At 45.0% G+C, this 16669-nt stretch carries 15 protein-coding genes and 1 pseudogene; 11 read left to right on the top strand and 5 right to left on the bottom strand.

Going from position 1 to position 16669, the window contains the following annotated elements; genetic code table 11:
• Nucleotides 1-199 precede the first annotated feature (199 nt).
• Nucleotides 200-1858: a glutamine--tRNA ligase/YqeY domain fusion protein gene (locus AR335_RS18780; protein ID WP_062238732.1), complete on the bottom strand. Its 1659-nt coding sequence runs from the start codon at nucleotides 1856-1858 to the stop codon at nucleotides 200-202.
• 313 nt (nucleotides 1859-2171) lie between these two features.
• Between AR335_RS18780 and AR335_RS18775 the strand changes: the two genes are divergently transcribed.
• The 6 genes from AR335_RS18775 (at nucleotide 2172) to AR335_RS18750 (ending at nucleotide 9092) form a co-directional block, all read left to right on the top strand.
• A complete protein-coding gene (locus AR335_RS18775; protein ID WP_062238730.1) occupies nucleotides 2172-3344 on the top strand; it encodes an ABC transporter substrate-binding protein in 1173 nt (390 codons plus the stop codon).
• A 77-nt stretch (nucleotides 3345-3421) separates the two neighbouring features.
• Nucleotides 3422-4300, top strand: a complete 879-nt coding sequence (locus AR335_RS18770) for a branched-chain amino acid ABC transporter permease (protein ID WP_053355775.1) — start codon at nucleotides 3422-3424, stop codon at nucleotides 4298-4300.
• A gap of 12 nt (nucleotides 4301-4312) precedes the next feature.
• Nucleotides 4313-5287 (top strand): branched-chain amino acid ABC transporter permease, encoded by a 975-nt coding sequence (locus tag AR335_RS18765; protein ID WP_053355774.1) that lies wholly within the window; start codon nucleotides 4313-4315, stop codon nucleotides 5285-5287.
• Nucleotides 5262-6041, top strand: a complete 780-nt coding sequence (locus AR335_RS18760; protein WP_062238728.1) for an ABC transporter ATP-binding protein — start codon at nucleotides 5262-5264, stop codon at nucleotides 6039-6041. Before AR335_RS18765 ends, AR335_RS18760 begins: the two co-directional genes overlap by 26 nt.
• Nucleotides 6041-6748 (top strand): ABC transporter ATP-binding protein, encoded by a 708-nt coding sequence (locus tag AR335_RS18755; RefSeq protein WP_053355772.1) that lies wholly within the window; start codon nucleotides 6041-6043, stop codon nucleotides 6746-6748. The genes AR335_RS18760 and AR335_RS18755 overlap by 1 nt, the downstream gene beginning before the upstream one ends.
• 178 nt (nucleotides 6749-6926) lie before the next feature.
• Complete coding sequence (locus AR335_RS18750; RefSeq protein WP_062238726.1) at nucleotides 6927-9092, top strand: FUSC family protein; 2166 nt, start codon at nucleotides 6927-6929, stop codon at nucleotides 9090-9092.
• On the opposite strand, the gene AR335_RS18745 is transcribed toward AR335_RS18750, so the two are convergent.
• Complete coding sequence (locus tag AR335_RS18745) at nucleotides 9089-9529, bottom strand: hypothetical protein (protein WP_053355770.1); 441 nt, start codon at nucleotides 9527-9529, stop codon at nucleotides 9089-9091. The two genes, AR335_RS18750 and AR335_RS18745, sit on opposite strands and share 4 nt — an antisense overlap.
• Before the next feature lie 249 nt (nucleotides 9530-9778).
• On the opposite strand from AR335_RS18745, the gene AR335_RS18740 reads away from it, so the two are divergent.
• The 5 genes and pseudogenes from AR335_RS18740 to AR335_RS18720 all read left to right on the top strand — a co-directional run bounded on the left by AR335_RS18740 (nucleotide 9779) and on the right by AR335_RS18720 (nucleotide 15508).
• Complete coding sequence (locus tag AR335_RS18740; protein ID WP_062238724.1) at nucleotides 9779-10723, top strand: dipeptidase; 945 nt, start codon at nucleotides 9779-9781, stop codon at nucleotides 10721-10723.
• Nucleotides 10724-10793: 70 nt separating this feature from the next.
• Entirely contained in the window at nucleotides 10794-11603 is an 810-nt protein-coding gene (locus AR335_RS18735; protein WP_062238722.1) for an alpha/beta fold hydrolase, read from the top strand.
• A 138-nt stretch (nucleotides 11604-11741) separates the two neighbouring features.
• Nucleotides 11742-12501: pseudogene (locus AR335_RS18730) on the top strand (alpha/beta hydrolase).
• A gap of 159 nt (nucleotides 12502-12660) precedes the next feature.
• Nucleotides 12661-13833, top strand: coding sequence for a beta-aspartyl-peptidase (gene iadA, locus AR335_RS18725; protein ID WP_062238720.1), 1173 nt, complete (start codon nucleotides 12661-12663; stop codon nucleotides 13831-13833).
• A 307-nt stretch (nucleotides 13834-14140) separates the two neighbouring features.
• Entirely contained in the window at nucleotides 14141-15508 is a 1368-nt protein-coding gene (locus AR335_RS18720; RefSeq protein WP_062238718.1) for an aspartate kinase, read from the top strand.
• A 44-nt stretch (nucleotides 15509-15552) separates the two neighbouring features.
• Here the strand turns inward: AR335_RS18720 and AR335_RS18715 are convergent, their stop codons facing one another.
• The 3 genes from AR335_RS18715 to AR335_RS18705 are packed head-to-tail and all read right to left on the bottom strand — an operon-like array spanning nucleotide 15553 to nucleotide 16585.
• Nucleotides 15553-15987: a hypothetical protein gene (locus tag AR335_RS18715; RefSeq protein ID WP_199805118.1), complete on the bottom strand. Its 435-nt coding sequence runs from the start codon at nucleotides 15985-15987 to the stop codon at nucleotides 15553-15555.
• A gap of 18 nt (nucleotides 15988-16005) precedes the next feature.
• Nucleotides 16006-16356 (bottom strand): ASCH domain-containing protein, encoded by a 351-nt coding sequence (locus tag AR335_RS18710; RefSeq protein WP_062238714.1) that lies wholly within the window; start codon nucleotides 16354-16356, stop codon nucleotides 16006-16008.
• Nucleotides 16357-16387: 31 nt separating this feature from the next.
• Nucleotides 16388-16585, bottom strand: a complete 198-nt coding sequence (locus AR335_RS18705) for a YwbE family protein (RefSeq protein ID WP_062238712.1) — start codon at nucleotides 16583-16585, stop codon at nucleotides 16388-16390.
• Nucleotides 16586-16669 lie beyond the last annotated feature (84 nt).

The raw sequence follows: 16669 nt of genomic DNA, 5'->3' as shown, positions 1-16669 counted from the left end.
TTTACCCGCCGATATGAGTGACTTACCCGCGGAAGCAGAAATTTACCTGCCAAAATTTGAAAATACCCGCTGAAACAGCAGAAATACCCGCCAAAACGGCATTATGGAAACTAGCAACGCTCCCATCAACATTCATTCAAACACAAAAAAACCGGCCTGAGAGGCAGTTGCCCCTAAAGAACCGGTTTTTACTTTAAACTTAGAGCTTAAATGAACTTTTCAATGATACGATGCGGTTGAACACGATCTTGTCCTCGACCGTATGCTTTGGATCGACGTTAAAATAGCCGTGACGGAAGAACTGGAACTTGTCCTGCGGCTTCGCGTCCTTCATGTTTGGCTCGATGAACCCTTCTTGGATGATCAATGAGTCTTCGTTGACAAAATCGATAAACGTTTTGTCTTCACTCTCATCAGCAGCCTTCAGATCTTCATCGCGGATCAACGGCTCGTATAATCGGAACTCAGCTGGAATGGCCTGTGACGCATCCACCCAGTGAAGGGTCCCTTTTACTTTACGGCCTGTAAAACCGCTGCCGCTCTTCGTTTCCACATCATACGTACAGTGAAGCTCGATGACATTTCCATCCTCGTCTTTGATGACATCCTCACATTTAATGAAGTACGCATGCTTTAAGCGGACTTCGTTGCCAGGGAAGAGGCGGAAGTATTTCTTTGGAGGGTTCTCCATGAAGTCATCCTGTTCCACATAGATCTCACGTGAAAAAGGAATTTGGCGTGTGCCCATTTCAGGGTTCTCAGGGTTGATTTCCGCATCCAGCATTTCAACTTGTCCTTCAGGATAGTTCGTAATGACGACTTTTAACGGATTCAGGATACCCATCGTACGAGGAGCCTTCATCTTTAGGTCTTCACGCACAAAGTGCTCAAGCATCGCTTCGTCTACAGCACCGGACCCTTTGGAAACACCGGTCGCCTGTACGAATTCGCGGATCGCTTCAGGGGTATATCCTTTGCGGCGAAGTCCTGAAATGGTCGGCATGCGCGGATCATCCCAGCCGTCAACATAGCCTTCGTCAACAAGCTGTTTTAATTTACGTTTGCTCATGACTGTATTTTCGATATTCAGACGGCCGAACTCGATTTGCTGAGGTTGGCTTTCCATCTCGCACTCTTCTACCACCCAGTTATAAAGAGGACGCTGTTCTTCAAACTCAGTCGTACAAAGAGAGTGTGTTACACCCTCAATGGCATCCTCAAGCGGATGAGCGAACGCGTACATTGGGTAGATGCACCAAGCGTCTCCTGTATTATGGTGGGTCGCGTGGGATACACGGTAGATCACCGGATCACGCATGTTAATGTTCCCGGACGCCATGTCGATTTTGGCGCGGAGCACTTTTTCACCATTCTGGAATTCGCCTTTGCGCATGCGGTCAAGGAGGTCAAGGTTTTCTTCAACAGAACGGTCACGGTACGGGCTGTCTTTTCCGGGTTCAGTTAACGTTCCGCGGTATTCGCGGATCTCATCCGGTGACAAATCATCGACGTATGCTTTTCCTTTTTTGATAAGCAGGACAGCGCGGCTGTACATTTCCTCAAAATAGTCGGAGGCGAAGCGAAGGTTTTCCCATTCATAGCCCAGCCATGCGACATCGTTTTTGATCGAATCGACATACTCACGGTCTTCTTTTAGTGGATTGGTATCGTCGAAGCGAAGGTTGGTCTGCCCGTTAAACTCGTCGGCGAGCCCAAAATTTATAACAATGGATTTGGCGTGCCCGATGTGCAGGTAACCGTTCGGTTCTGGCGGGAAACGAGTGATGACGGTGTCCCGTTTGCCGGATTCCAAATCCTCTTTAATGATGCTTCTAATAAAATTCGAATTTTCTTCCATCCCGTATCAGCCTTTCTGTTAGCATTCTATCTCACCATTATATCATTCACAGCAAGGAAACAAAATTACCTTTAGCTACCTTAGCTATTATAAACAAAAAAACCTGTAAATCACGCATCAATCCCCTGTCTTTTTTCGTTTTTTGTCTTTTTTTATAAAATTATAGAAAACAAGCAGGAATTTTGCGCTAGAAAAAATACGGTAGACGAGTTGAGAAATCTCATGTAAAATACTTTCAGAATATTGATTTTATTTACAATATTTAAATATTGTAGATAGTTTTCATTTTCACAAAAAATAGGGGGATGAGAAAATGAAGAAGAGAAAACTTGCTGGGATCTTTCTTTCCTTGTCATTATCAGCAGGAGTCATGGCGGGCTGCGGTGCAGCATCGACAGGCGGATCAGGAGGAAAAGAAACAATTAAAGTCGGAGCCAACCTTGAGCTCTCGGGAGGCGTAGCTTCCTACGGTCAATCTATCGCAGAAGGCCTTCAGCTTGGATTGGACGAAATCAATAAAAAGGGGATTAAAGGCAAGAAAATCAAGCTTGTGAAAGTAGACAATAAATCGGAAGCGGCAGAAGCGACGAACGGAGCAGTGAAGCTCGTAAGCCAGGATAAAGTAGCGGCAGTAATCGGTGCTGCAACGAGTACGAATACACTGGCTCAGGTACAGATCGCTCAAAGCAACAAAGTTCCGCTCGTCACACCGACAGGAACAAACCCTGATATCACAAATAAAGACGGCAAAGTAAATGATTATGTGTTCCGTACATGTTTCATCGATCCGTTCCAGGGAACAGTGGCTGCGAACTTTGCGACAGATAAATTGAAAACGAGTAAAGCGGCTGTGTTCATCGACAGTGCGAGCGATTATTCCAAAGGGCTGGCTTCAGCGTTTAAATCTGCTTATAAGAAAAATGGCGGCAGCATCGTGGCCGAGGAAGCCTATGTCGCTAAAGATACCGACTTCCGTGCTACACTTACCCGCTTAAAAGCAGCAAAACCGGACTTCATTTTCCTTCCTGGCTATTATGAGGAAGTCGGCTTGATCATCAAGCAGGCGCGTGAGATCGGCATTACAGCACCGTTCATGGGCGGAGACGGCTGGGATTCTCCTAAACTTGTAGAGATCGCTGGACCGGAAGCGCTCAATAACACTTACATCACGAACCACTATTCTTCCGGAGACCCTGATAAGAAGATTCAAGACTTTGTAAATGCATTCAAAAAGAAATATAAAGGGAAATCTCCAGATGCCTTCAGTGCACTTGGCTATGATACAGCGTACTACCTTGCTGATGCCATCAAGCGTTCAGGCGATGCCAGCCCTGAAAAAATTGCAAAAGCATTAGCGAAGACAAAAGATCTTTCCCTTGTTTCCGGTAAATTGACATTGGATAAGAAACATGACCCGATCAAATCAGCATCTATTCTTGAGTACAAAGACGGCAAACAAGAGTTTAATACAAAAATCAATCCATAAGAGCAGTTTAACGAATAGGGGGCTCCGTCCCCCTATTCTGTGTTTTCAGGAAATGGACATATTAAGGAGTGTCGGAGATGGAACTCATACAACAGCTGGTCAATGGTATATCACTCGGCAGTATCTATGCCCTCATTGCTCTTGGCTACACGATGGTATATGGAATTGTTAAATTGATCAACTTCGCGCATGGCGATGTTTTTATGGTAGGCGCCTTTGTTGGCTTCTATTCCATTACAGTTTTGCACATCCCGTTTTTCTTATCATTGATTCTTGCCATGGCAGTCTGTGCGATTTTCGGGGTGCTGATCGAACGCATCGCGTATAAACCGCTAAGGAACGCTACTCGGATCGCGGCATTGATTACAGCGATCGGTGTCTCTCTTTTAATTGAGTACGGCTTTATCTATGTAAGGGGTGCACAGCCTGAAGCGTACCCTGGCGATGTATTGCCGGAACATGCTATCCACATTTTTGGCGCGAAAATTAACAGCCAGTCGCTGCTGATCCTCGGTGTTTCGGTAGCGCTCATGATCATTTTACAGTTCATCGTACATAAAACGAAAATCGGTAAAGCAATGCGTGCTGTATCCTTTGATGCTGAAGCAGCACAGCTGATGGGGATTAACGTTGACCGCACAATTTCTGCTACTTTCGCGATCGGCTCTGCGCTTGCAGGGGCAGCGGGTGTTATTTTCGGAGTTTACTATATTAAGATTGAACCTTTAATGGGTGTCATTCCTGGACTAAAAGCCTTTGTTGCCGCTGTTCTTGGGGGAATCGGAATTCTTCCCGGGGCGATGGTGGGAGGATTGCTGCTGGGTGTCATCGAATCGCTCGTCAGTGCGTTTGGTTACTCTTTGTGGCGTGATGGGGCAGCGTTTGTTGTCCTTATCTTGATTCTCATCTTTCTTCCTTCAGGATTGTTCGGCAAATATAAAAGAGAAAAGGTATAAGGGGGAACGAATATGGCGATTTTTAAACAAGCTAAGCTCTTTTGGACATCCATCGTTTTGTCTCTCGTTATCTTTGGTGTTATCCAGTTCATGATCACGGGCCAAATGCTGAACCTCTTTTATGTAAATACACTGATCTTTATTGCTATTAATATCATATTGGCCGTCTCGCTTCACTTGATCATTGGCATTACAGGGCAGTTTTCTATTGGACATGCAGGTTTCCTTGCCGTAGGCGCGTATGCGTCTGGGATTATCACTATGAAACTGGAGCTTCCTTTTGCAGCAGCTCTTCTCGTTGGAGGATTGGTTGCCGCATTGGCGGGCTTTATTATCGGGTTTCCAAGTCTTCGGCTAAAAGGCGATTATCTTGCCATCGCAACTCTTGGATTTGGTGAGATCGTCCGTATTGTGTTTCTGAACCTGGATTATGTAGGCGGAGCGAGCGGCATGCAGGTCAACCACTTGACGACATGGCCGTGGGTCTTCGGCTGTATGCTCATTGCTATCCTTGTTATTGTAAACTTTACAAATTCCACACATGGCCGGGCATGTATTTCCATTCGGGAAGATGAAACCGCGGCTGACGCGATGGGAATCAATACGACCTATTATAAGGTTACTGCCTTTGTCATCGGCGCCTTCTTTGCTGGAATTGCGGGTGGGTTGTATGCTCATAACTTCTACATTATCCAGCCTTCGAACTTTGGATTCCTGAAATCATTTGATATTTTGATTTTCGTTGTACTCGGAGGGCTTGGCTCCTTATCGGGTTCTGTTATTGCAGCGATCCTTCTAACTGTGGTTTCCACGTTCCTGCAGGATTATCCTGAAACGAGGATGATCATCTATAGTATCGTCCTCATTGTCGTCATGCTGTACCGCCCTCAAGGATTGATGGGGACGAAAGAGATTACGTCAATCTTCAGCAAAGGAAAGAAGACGAAGGGAGGAGCGAAGGATGGAAACAAGCAAACCGTTGCTTAAAGTAGACAACATCGGTATTCGCTTTGGGGGGCTGAGAGCGGTTTCGGATGTGAACATTGAATTGTTTCCTGGCGAGATGGCAGGACTGATCGGACCTAACGGTGCTGGGAAAACGACCTTCTTTAATATGCTGACCGGGGTTTATGTTCCTACGGAAGGGGAAATCTCGCTGAACGGGAAAAGGCTGAACAACCTTCCTCCTTACAAGATTACGAGAAATGGAATCAGCCGGACGTTCCAGAATATACGGCTGTTTGGGGAACTGTCCGTTATTGATAATGTAAAAGTGGCTTACCATTCACAGGCTAAGCATACTCTTTTAAGCTCGATTTTCAGGCTTCCGGGACATTTTTCCGGAGAAAAGGAAATGGACGTGAAAGCGACAGAGTTCTTGAAGATTTTTAATTTGGACAGATTTAAAGATGAAAAGGCGAAGAACCTTCCATATGGCCAGCAGCGCCGTCTCGAGATCGCGCGTGCCCTGGCCGCCAACCCGAAGCTCTTGCTGCTCGACGAACCGGCAGCCGGGATGAATCCTCATGAGACAAAAGAATTAATGAATCTGATCGCCTTCATCCGGAAGCAATTCAATCTGACCGTTCTTCTCATTGAACATGATATGCCGCTCGTCATGGGTGTCTGTGAACGGATTTACGTTCTTGACCATGGCCAGCTCATTGCTGAAGGGACACCATCAGAAATTAAGAACAACCCAAAAGTCATCGAAGCGTATCTGGGCGAGGAGGTTTCATAATGCTGAAGGTAGAGGATATTAACGTTTATTACGGCAACATTCAGGCGCTTGAGGGCATATCGCTTGAAATCAATCAAGGCGAGATCGTTACGCTGATCGGTGCGAACGGAGCCGGCAAAAGTACTCTGCTTAAAACCGTTTCCGGACTGTTGAAACCGAAGCAGGGGAAAATCCTTTATGAGGGCAAATCGATCAATGGAAAAGCCGCACAAATGATTGTAAAACAGGGAATCTCTCATGTTCCTGAAGGCCGCCGTGTGTTTGCGAATATGACCGTAGAGGAAAATCTTCAGCTCGGCGCGTTCTTAAGGAAAGATAAAGACGGGATTAAGCAGGACCTGGAAAAGGTGTATGAGCTTTTTCCAAGACTGCTTGAGCGGCTGAAACAGCAGGCCGGAACACTGTCCGGAGGGGAGCAGCAGATGCTTGCCATGGGGCGGGCATTGATGGCCAGGCCGAGATTGCTGCTGCTTGATGAGCCTTCCATGGGACTGGCGCCGCTGTTGGTTAAGACGATTTTTCGAATAATCGAAGAGATCAACAAAGCGGGAACGACTATTTTACTCGTGGAGCAAAATGCGAATCTGGCGCTTTCCATCGCTAACCGTGCCTATGTCGTAGAGACAGGGCGAATCGTGCTGTCAGGTGATGCAGCGGAGCTCACTTCAAGCGAGCAGGTGAAAATGGCCTATCTTGGCGGACATTAATAAAAGATGCAAAAAAATCGGTTCCTTTTGGAGCCGGTTTTTTTACATGTACGGTTTATGGGACAGCAAATTATGGATATAAAATAAAGAGTCATTTTACAAGTTACATTCATTGTGTGAAGCTCACGTAAAACGATATAATGCACAGAAAAGCTAATTCAGCAGAAGGGGGGATCAAATGAGGTACTGGATGTATCGGCTGCTTGCGTCAGATCCAGGCAGGAAACGGTTGAGGACAGCGAGTAAAGTGACGCTGAGTGTCATTAGTTCAGTAGTAGTCATGCTGATTATCGTACTGAGTGCCGGAGGCCAGATCACAGCAGCTATTTTTGCTGGTGTGGTAGGGATGATGGGGATTCTTGTAGTAAACGATGATACAGAAAAAGAACAGAAACTGACGACCGTTCTGCTTGCCGCCTCGAGTGCATGTTCTCTCGCCACCGGATCATGGCTATCCAAATGGGGGATTGCAGCGGATCTGTTTTTACTTCTTGTTGTATTTTTAGCGCTTTATCTTCAACGTTTTGGAAGCCGCTACTTTTCTATCTGCATGATTGCATTCATGTCCTTTTATTTTGTTATGCTCCTTAAAGTTACTTTCGCTCAGGTTCCCTGGCTGTTTGCTTCCATAGCAACAGGTATTTTATTTGCTTACTTTTATAATTTTATCCTCATTAAGGACAAGCCTGAAGAAGTATTAAAACGCTCCATGGGTTCTTTTCATATACAGGCAAATCTTACGCTGAATATTGTCATTGATATCGTAAGGGATATTAAATTAGATAAGCAGAGGCTGGCAAATCTCGACCGGAATGTCAAAAAGCTCGGAGATTATGCACGTGTAGTCTCAAATGAGCTTGGTTCTACAGATCCAGGAGGTATATGGCCCGGTCTCAGCACCAGCCAGCTTCGCCTGTACATTTTTGATACAGCGATGCTGATGGAAACCTTGTCACCCTCCATACGACGTCTAAAAGAACACCGGGCGCTCGAAAACCATTCAATACGTTCCTCGCTGCTGCTTGTTATTCAATCGATTCGTGAGGCCGAAGTGCTCAACAGGGAACAGGTGCATTACTTGGAGAACGCAGCAGCCAGTTTACAATCGCTCAGGCAGCTGCTTCGTACTTTGAAGCTGGATAAAAGAAATGAAGAATGGCTTTACCTGATCCGGAGGATAGAGTCGATTGCCAATCATATTATTGATGGGGCGTTCGGGCTTCAACAGTCCCTGCAGAGAACAAGCAGTGATGGCGGAACTTCGGATCCGCTTGAAAAAGAAGACACTGAAGAAGATGCAAAGAATGAAGAAGAGGAAGGGATGCGTCCTACGACCAAAAAAGCCATCCAGGCATTGATCGCAGGAGGCTTATCGATTGTGCTCGGCCACATATATTCCCCTGCCCATCAATATTGGATTTTACTGTCCTGTTTTGTTGTCCTTCTCGGAACAGAAACAGTCGGCCGTACGCTCGTCAAAGCTGTACAGCGGAGCGTGGGGACCTTTTTAGGTGCAATAGCCGGCTTCATTATCGCCCTGTATTTAACCGGTATTCAGGATATTATCTTGCTCTTCATTTGTGTTTTCCTGGCTTTTTACTTACTGCCGATCTCTTATACACTGATGATGTTCTGGATCACGATGCTGCTTGCATTGATGTATGATATCCTCCTTGGCGGCATCAATGAACAATTAATGGCAGCGCGTGTCATTGATACCGTTGCAGGGGTTGGATTGGGGTTTGCGGTATCTGCTCTCGTCTATCCGCAGAGAACACGGGATAAAGTCACAACCTCTACTGTAGAGTACCTGAATTCACTTAAGGAGTACGTGGACAATTATATTGACCGTTTCAGAGAGAAGCACTCTGCTTTCAACCTTGCGGATCATGCGCTGGAGCTCGATCAGCTGCTGCAGACACTGATAGACGACGCAAGCCCGTTATACAGAGGCTGGTTTGGCCGATCCGGCATTCAGCAGCAGCTCACCGTTCTGACGGCCATCAACTTTTACGCCAAGCATCTGGTTGCTTCTTCAACACGAAAAAGCCAGCTGAACACGGACGAAAAGTTTGAAGAGCTGATAAACCATGTTCAGCTCTCACTGACGGACAATATTGAAGCACTGAGTGCGGTGATCAGAGGAGAAGGGCAGGCACAAATTGTCAATTTGGAAGAGGAACGTAGACAATTGGAACGCCTGCCGGAAGAGTCTGAATCAAGCGAACATGAAATGCTTAACCATCTCCGCCTGTTACACAACGTTCATTATATTTGGCGGATCAATGAGTCCATTGTTTATCTGGCCAGGCAGCTCGGTGCCGAACCGAAAAGCAAAGGTTAGTGAACGGCGTGAGAACGGGATGGTGCACAGTTTTGGCAGGTTTTTTGGTTGAAGCGCTGTTCCGGGGGGAATTTAATGCTGCAGTATTGGCACGTCCGATACTGCTTTTTTCGTGAACGGATGGTTGAAACCAATGTATTTAATATTTTCTCTTGCCGTTCTTCTCTGCTTCCTGACTCCAGCATCTCCCATTCAATCAGATGCCGTTTTACCTTAGAGGGAGCAGGCCGGGAAGGATCTATCTCCTTAAAAGAGTGGTAGCCGAACTGCAAGCCGTCTTCATCTCGGCAAATAAAAAAGACCGGTTTTTGTTCACAAAACCCTTCAACTGTAAACAAGAAGGTTTCGTCACGGATTTTTTCATCTTTCATATCGATTTTTTCTTTATGGATGAGGCGGGACAGCCAGCGGGCCGCCTGCGCCTTAGTAGATTTCATACGCATTTTCCTTTCTTTTATATTCTGTATCAAAACTATGAATCAAAAGAACTAGTCAGTTATTAGACAATTTCGACATATTGTGTCAAAACTCCTCTTACAATGAAAAAAATTAGCAGGATTCTTTATTTTATGTGAAATGGCTGGGGATATTGACCTAAGTCATCCAATAAAAATAGAGGAAAAGCAGGAGGAGAGCGGTCTTTCAAGAAGTAAATACATACGTGAGTAAACAAGAAGGAGTTAAACATGGATATCATTGATTTTCATTGTGACGCATTATTAAAACTGTATGAAGAAAAAGGGAAGCTAAGCTTTGCATCTGCCCCTGAGCTCGAGACGAATAAGGAGCGGCTGAAAAAGGGGCAGGTAAAAGTGCAGTGTTTTGCTATTTTCATTGAACCTGAGATTCCGTCAGATCAGAAGTTTCAGGCTGCGCTTGGCCAGGTGGATCTATTTTATAAAGAAGTGCTTAGCAAAAATCCAGAGATGAAGCATTTACGCTGCTGGGAAGATTTTGACAGGATTCAGGATGGCGATATTGGTGCGATGCTGACACTGGAAGGGGTAGATGCCATTGGAAATGATCTCTCCAAATTGCACATCCTCCATCAATTAGGCGTTCTTTCTGTCGGGTTAACATGGAACACGGCGAACCTGGCTGCCGACGGGGCAGGAGAACCGCGGGGCGGGGGATTGACCGTGTTTGGAAAAGAGGTTGTTGACTTCCATAATAAGCATCAGATTCTAACAGATGTTTCCCATTTAAGTGAAATGGCCTTCTGGGATGTACTCGAGATCGCTGATTATCCGTTTGCCAGCCATTCCAATTCCAAAGAACTTTGTGAACATCCGCGAAATTTAACCGATGAACAGGCGAGTGCGATGTTTGAAAAGGGCGGTACGATTCATGTGGTATATAATCCCCCCTTTATCAATCAAGATCAGGTCAAAGCATCTATTCCTGACTTAATAAAGCACATTGATCATTTTTGTGGACTGGGTGGAGTGAAACAGATCGGCTTAGGTTCTGATTTCGACGGCATCGCCAACTTTATAACGGATTTGGAGAATGCGGCTAAAAGCCAGAATTTAATCAATGAACTGCTCAAGCACTATTCCGAAGAACAGGTGAGAGGGTTTGCTTTTGATAACTTCATGAATTACCGGCCGAATGTTAGAAAAGTAAAGTAATAGGTTCAAGTCTGAATCGAAGCTGCATATATAGCCGATAAGGCCCATTTAAGGAAGGGAGCGATAACACATGCCTTTTGCACAGGTTGAAGACCATGTAGAGCTTTTTTATGAAGAACGGGGAACAGGAACACCTGTTATATTTATCCATGGAGTCTGGATGAGCAGTAAATTTTTTCATAAACAGCTTTCGGCTCCTTCTAAAAGCTACCGAACGATCACACTGGACTTGAGAGGACACGGACAATCCTCCATGGTTCATCACGGACACACAATTGCTCAATATGCGCGCGATGTCCATGCGTTTATTCAGAAGCTGGATTTAAAGAATGTCGTTTTGGCCGGCTGGTCCATGGGAGCTTTTGTGATTTGGGACTATCTGCAGCAATTTGGGGAAGACCACGTAAAAGGGACAGTGATTGTAGATGAACTTGCTTCCGACTTTAAATGGCCGGATTTTCCGATCGGTGCTTTTGATCTGCCGGCACTGACTCAATTTATGAGAGACATTCAAAGTAATCGGAGGGCAGTACTCGAAGGCTTTGTCCCTCTTATGTTTAAAGAGGAGCTGTCTGAGGACGATTTTTCCTGGATGATGGCCGAAGTTACTAAAATGCCGGAGTCGATTGCGAGTGCGGTATTGTTCGACCAATCGATTGTGGATTACCGAGGTTTTTTAAGCAAAATTAAAAAACCGACCTTACTCTGTTTCGGAAGAGAAGAAAAGCTCATACCTGTAGCAGCAGGTGAACATCTGCGGGAAAACATTTCTGATTCCCGGCTGGAAATCTTTGAGCAAAGCTGCCATTGCCCGTTTCTTGAAGAAAGTGAGAAATTCAATAAGGTTATAGAACAGTTTATTCAAACACTGAATGACTAGAGAAAAGAACCCGCTTTTTCGAGCGGGTTTTGTTATGCACTTGAAATCCTTGCAGACAGAAGCGAATGGCAAGCAGGACTCTCATCCCTTTAAACGAAGTGTTAGGTGTACAAATCCTTTAAATGGAAGGTGATATCCATGGAAGATAGGGCACTAAAGTATCCGGTTTTAAAAGATGCAGAGGCGTTTTATTATGAAGGCAGCCAGGTGGGGGATTTTGGTCTCGCACGGTTTTACTGGTTCAACACAAAGCATGCTGCCTTTGGGCAAGGCTTATGCAGAAGCAGGCTATACCGTTTGCGGTCCCAGGCTTAAAGGGCACGGTACCCATTATGAGGACATGGAACAAAGCAATCATCAGGATTGGATTGCATCTGTGGAGGAAGGATACCAATGGCTGAAGGAACGCTGCGATACGATTTTTGTCACGGGACTTTCCATGGGGGGGACGTTAACCCTTTATCTGGCTGAAAAATATCCGGAAATCAAAGGAATCATACCCATTAATGCGGCTATAGATATCCCGGAGATGGAACCGTTAAAAAATGCTGCAGAGCCCCGTTTTCTGGACGCCATCGGTTCGGATATAAAAAAAGAGGGTATATTAGAACTTGCCTATGAAAAAACACCGGTCCAATCTGTGAAGGAAATTTTAAAGCTTATGGAAGAAGTTAAGAATCATCTTGACCAGGTAACGTGCCCTGCGTTCATTTTCGTTTCGGAGGAAGACCATGTCGTACCACCGCTGAATTCTCAATTCATCTATGAACAAATCTCTTCAGAGGATAAAGAATTGTATTACATGAGTGACAGCTACCATGTAGCCACCCTCGATCATGATCAGGAAGCTATTATTGAACATACGCTGACCTTCATCCAGAGGCAGCTTGCTAAATGAAATAAGAGGAATCCGGCATAAAAGCCGGCTTCTTTTTATAATCTAGACAAATAATTTATGCCCTCTGAAGTAATCGATGTGTAAAATTCCGCACGCTCCTGCTATCCGAGTACACAATAGACAGCTGGGGCAATTGACAAAATTGGAGGGAACAAAGCAGTGCTTACTTTAATAAAAAATGGAGATGTATACAGCCCGAATCATCTGGGGCAGAAAGATATATTGCTTGCAGGCGGAAAGATCGGCTATATCAGAAAACAGATTGATATTCCGGACAGCTTTGTGCCGATCACTATTATCGATGCAACAGATAAGCTCGTTGTACCGGGCTTTATCGACTCCCATGTCCACATCACTGGCGGTGGAGGAGAGGGAGGCTTCAAAACACGTACGCCTGAATTGATGCTGACTAATGCTACAACTGCCGGCATTACAACGATGGTCGGGCTGCTTGGGACGGATGGAACGACGAGGAAAATGGAGAGTCTTCTAGCGAAAGCTCATGCCCTTGATGAAGAAGGAATCACCACCTATATCCATTCCGGATCATATCAGCTGCCTGTACGCACCATCACAGGCAAGGTTGAAGAAGATATTATTTTTATCGAGAAGGTCATTGGAGTGGGGGAGATCGCTATCTCAGACCATCGTTCTTCTGAGCCGACTTTTGAGGAATTAACGAAGATAGCAGCAGCTGCCCGCAACGGAGGCTTGCTTACAGGAAAAGCCGGTATTCTAGAAGTCCATATTGGGGCCGGTGAATCGAGGGTTCAACCGATAGAGGAACTGATCGAACGAACGAATATACCGATAAGGCATTTTCATCCGACTCATATTAACCGTACCGAAGAACTTTTTCATGACGGTATCCGCTTTGCCAAGCGGGGCGGTTTTGTTGATTTGACGACGAGCACCATACCGAAATTCTTAGAAGAGGGCGAAGTGAAATGCAGTAAGGGACTTAAGATGATGCTCGATCAGGGCGTTCCGATCTGGAACATCACGTTCTCATCCGATGGCCAGGCAAGTCTTCCAGTTTTTAATGAAGATGGGGAATTTAAAGGGCTGCAGGTAGGAAAAGTTTCTTCACTGTTTAAAGAAGTCAGAGATGCTGTCCTGCAGGAAGGGGTTTCGCTTGAAGACGCATTAAAGGTGATCACCTCCAACCCCGCCCAAGTATTGAAGCTTAAGAACAAAGGCTTTGTGCATGAGAAGAAGGATGCCGATCTTGTGCTTTTAACTAAAGATACAATGGCTATTGATACGGTTATTGCTAAAGGGCAGGTCATGGTTCAGGATGGTATACCAGTTGTGAAAGGAACATTTGAGTAGAAAACGAAGGAATCAAAGGAAACCATTTGACCCAGTAAGAGTACAAGTAAAATAGATTTCTAAGGTTCTGTCGGGTAATCCTGACAGGACCTTTCATTATTTCCCCTGTTTCATGAATATTCCCTCGGAAATAATCGAAAAACCGCAAATATTGCCCGGGAGTGTTAAGTAATACTTAATCATTAGTTCTTTTAGAGAGGACATTTGTTTTCTCTGTATGGAAAATATCCTTGCATCTTATACTGAAACGCGTAATAATAGTAACTAAAATTTACCGGGCAAATACTAACAGTAGGGGATGTTAAAAATGAAAGTCGTGAAATTCGGTGGTTCATCTTTATCGTGTTCAGAGCAGGTGGAAAAAGTGTTTCATATTGTCGTTTCAGATCCGGAACGTAAAGTAGTCGTGGTGTCAGCCCCGGGAAAACGGTTTGCAGAAGACACAAAGGTTACGGATCTTTTAATAGAATGTGCTGCAGCGTATCTTCAAGGAAGAGAAGACCAAAACGCGTTTCAGGGCATTATTGACCGTTATGAAAGCATTGCTGAAGGGCTTCAGCTTCCAAGGGAACCGGTCGCGGAAATTAAAGCGAACCTCTTGGAATTATTGAACAGAGACCGCAGTAATCCGCAGAAATATATGGATGCAGTAAAGGCGAGCGGGGAGGACAGCCATGCGAGGCTGATTGCGGCTTATTTTCGGCACAAAGGTACAGATGCTCATTATGTTAATCCCGAGGAAGCAGGTCTTCTTGTTACTGACGAGCCGGGAAACGCCCAGCCACTGCCGGAAACCTATGACTCTCTATATAGACTTAGAGACCGGAAAGGCATCATTATTTTTCCGGGTTTTTTTGGCTTTAATCGAGAAGGTGAGATTGTGACCTTTTCCCGGAGCGGCTCAGATATTACCGGTTCTATTCTGGCAAGCGGCATAAAGGCCGATGTTTATGAAAACTTCACGGATGTGGATGCCGTCTATTCAGTAAACCCTACAATTATTAACCGTCCAAAAGAAATAAGTGAAATTACGTACCGTGAAATGCGTGAACTCTCCTATGCAGGTTTTTCTGTATTTCATGATGAAGCGCTCATGCCGGCCTTTAAAGCAGGCATACCGGTCAACGTGAAGAACACGAATCAGCCGAAAAAACCTGGAACCATGATTGTAAAAGAAAGAGAGCTGGCTAATGGCCCTGTTATTGGTATTGCCAGTGATGATGGCTTTTGCAGTATCTATGTCAGCAAATATCTTTTGAACCGCGAGATTGGATTTGGCCGCAGGCTTCTTAGCATTCTGGAGGACTTTCACCTATCGTTTGAGCACATGCCATCGGGAATTGATGACATCTCCATCATTCTCAGGCAGGATCGATTCACTAAATCTGTGGAGGAACAGATTGTTAAAAGGATTAAAGAGGAGCTTCAGGCAGATGATGTAAAAGTAGAACGTGATTTGGCTCTTATCATGATGGTGGGCGAAGGGATGAGAGAAAGTGTAGGAACGGCGGCCCGTGCATCAACGGCTTTGGCCAAAACGGGAGTTAACATCGAAATGATCAATCAGGGTTCTTCTGAGGTAAGTATGATGTTCGGTGTAAGAGTGAGCGATGAAAGAAAAGCAGTTTTGGCATTGTATGAGGAGTTTTTCGCCGGGGTGGCGGTTCATGGATAAAAGAAAAAAGGAGCTGATCCAAAAATGGGATCGCTCCTTTTTCTCTACCATATTACAGGCTTGGCAACCATGAACCATAGCATGGCCATCATGAGGGCCATGTAGATCCAAATTGCTTTTTTTAGTTTGGTTACAAGAGGATTCCTTTGTTCTTTAAGGTCTTTAAACCTTCGTATGGTTGGCGAAAAGGCTCTTGCGAGAAAATAAAGCGAGCAGATTAAGATGATGATCGTGGTCAACAGCCATGGCGTTGTCCACGATCGGTTCGTAATCAGCACGAGCAATACCCCGCTGACAACAAGGACATGACCCGCATGCTTGGCAAGACGAACAGCTGCCTTAAAGGAGTCCAAGTAAGCCTCTTCATTGTCAGTACCTGCTGTTCTTAGCTTCTTTAATAAAGGAAGCAAAATAAAGAAAGGCCCGACTGATAAGATAACGCTAAGAATATGAATATAAAGCAAAACACGATAGGCCATGTTCATTGAGAGCTGCTATTACTCTTCCAGCGCGCGGAATTCATGAACCCATACTTTCATGTGAGGCAGCCAAGGCATACCAGGGTGGATCGAGAGAATGGAATTTTTATAGCCTTCCACATCTTCAAAGCCTTCCTGTTTTGCATGCTCGTCTGTTAATTCGCCAAGCGTCTGGGAATACACGTTTTCAACAATAAACTTTGAGCCTTTAAGCTCCATGATTTCCCCGATGTCAGCATATCTGCCGTTGCGGCGAGTGGCTGTTTTTTCTCCTGAAAGTACTTTTTCCACGTCCTCAGGAAGGGTGACTAAACGTTCGATCGTACATGTTTTTGGCGGTAGTTCGCTGTTTTTTATTTCATTGCTCATTTTGGTTCCTCCTTGTTTTGAAGCGCTAGCTCTAATTGATGATTATTTCCTTCACTCTGCCTACTTGTCCATTTTGGAGCCGTACTTTAATTCCGTGCGGATGGAAAGCAGCGTTCGTCAGGATATCCTTCACAATACCATTTGTGAGTTTGCCGCTTCTTTGATCTTGTTTTAAAACAATATTAACCTCGAGTCCTGGAGAGATGTCTTTCCGGTTCTGTCCATTCACTGTAAACACCTCCTGCAGTCCATTTTCTTTTGAATTATATCATTCTTTCCATAAATGAAGGAAATCGAGATGCTTCGAAAAGTT

Origin of the sequence: Fictibacillus sp. FJAT-27399 (assembly GCF_001510655.1) — a bacterium.
In the GTDB taxonomy this organism is placed as follows: domain Bacteria; phylum Bacillota; class Bacilli; order Bacillales; family Fictibacillaceae; genus Fictibacillus_C; species Fictibacillus_C marinisediminis.
This window is presented reverse-complemented; position numbering and strand designations above follow the sequence as displayed.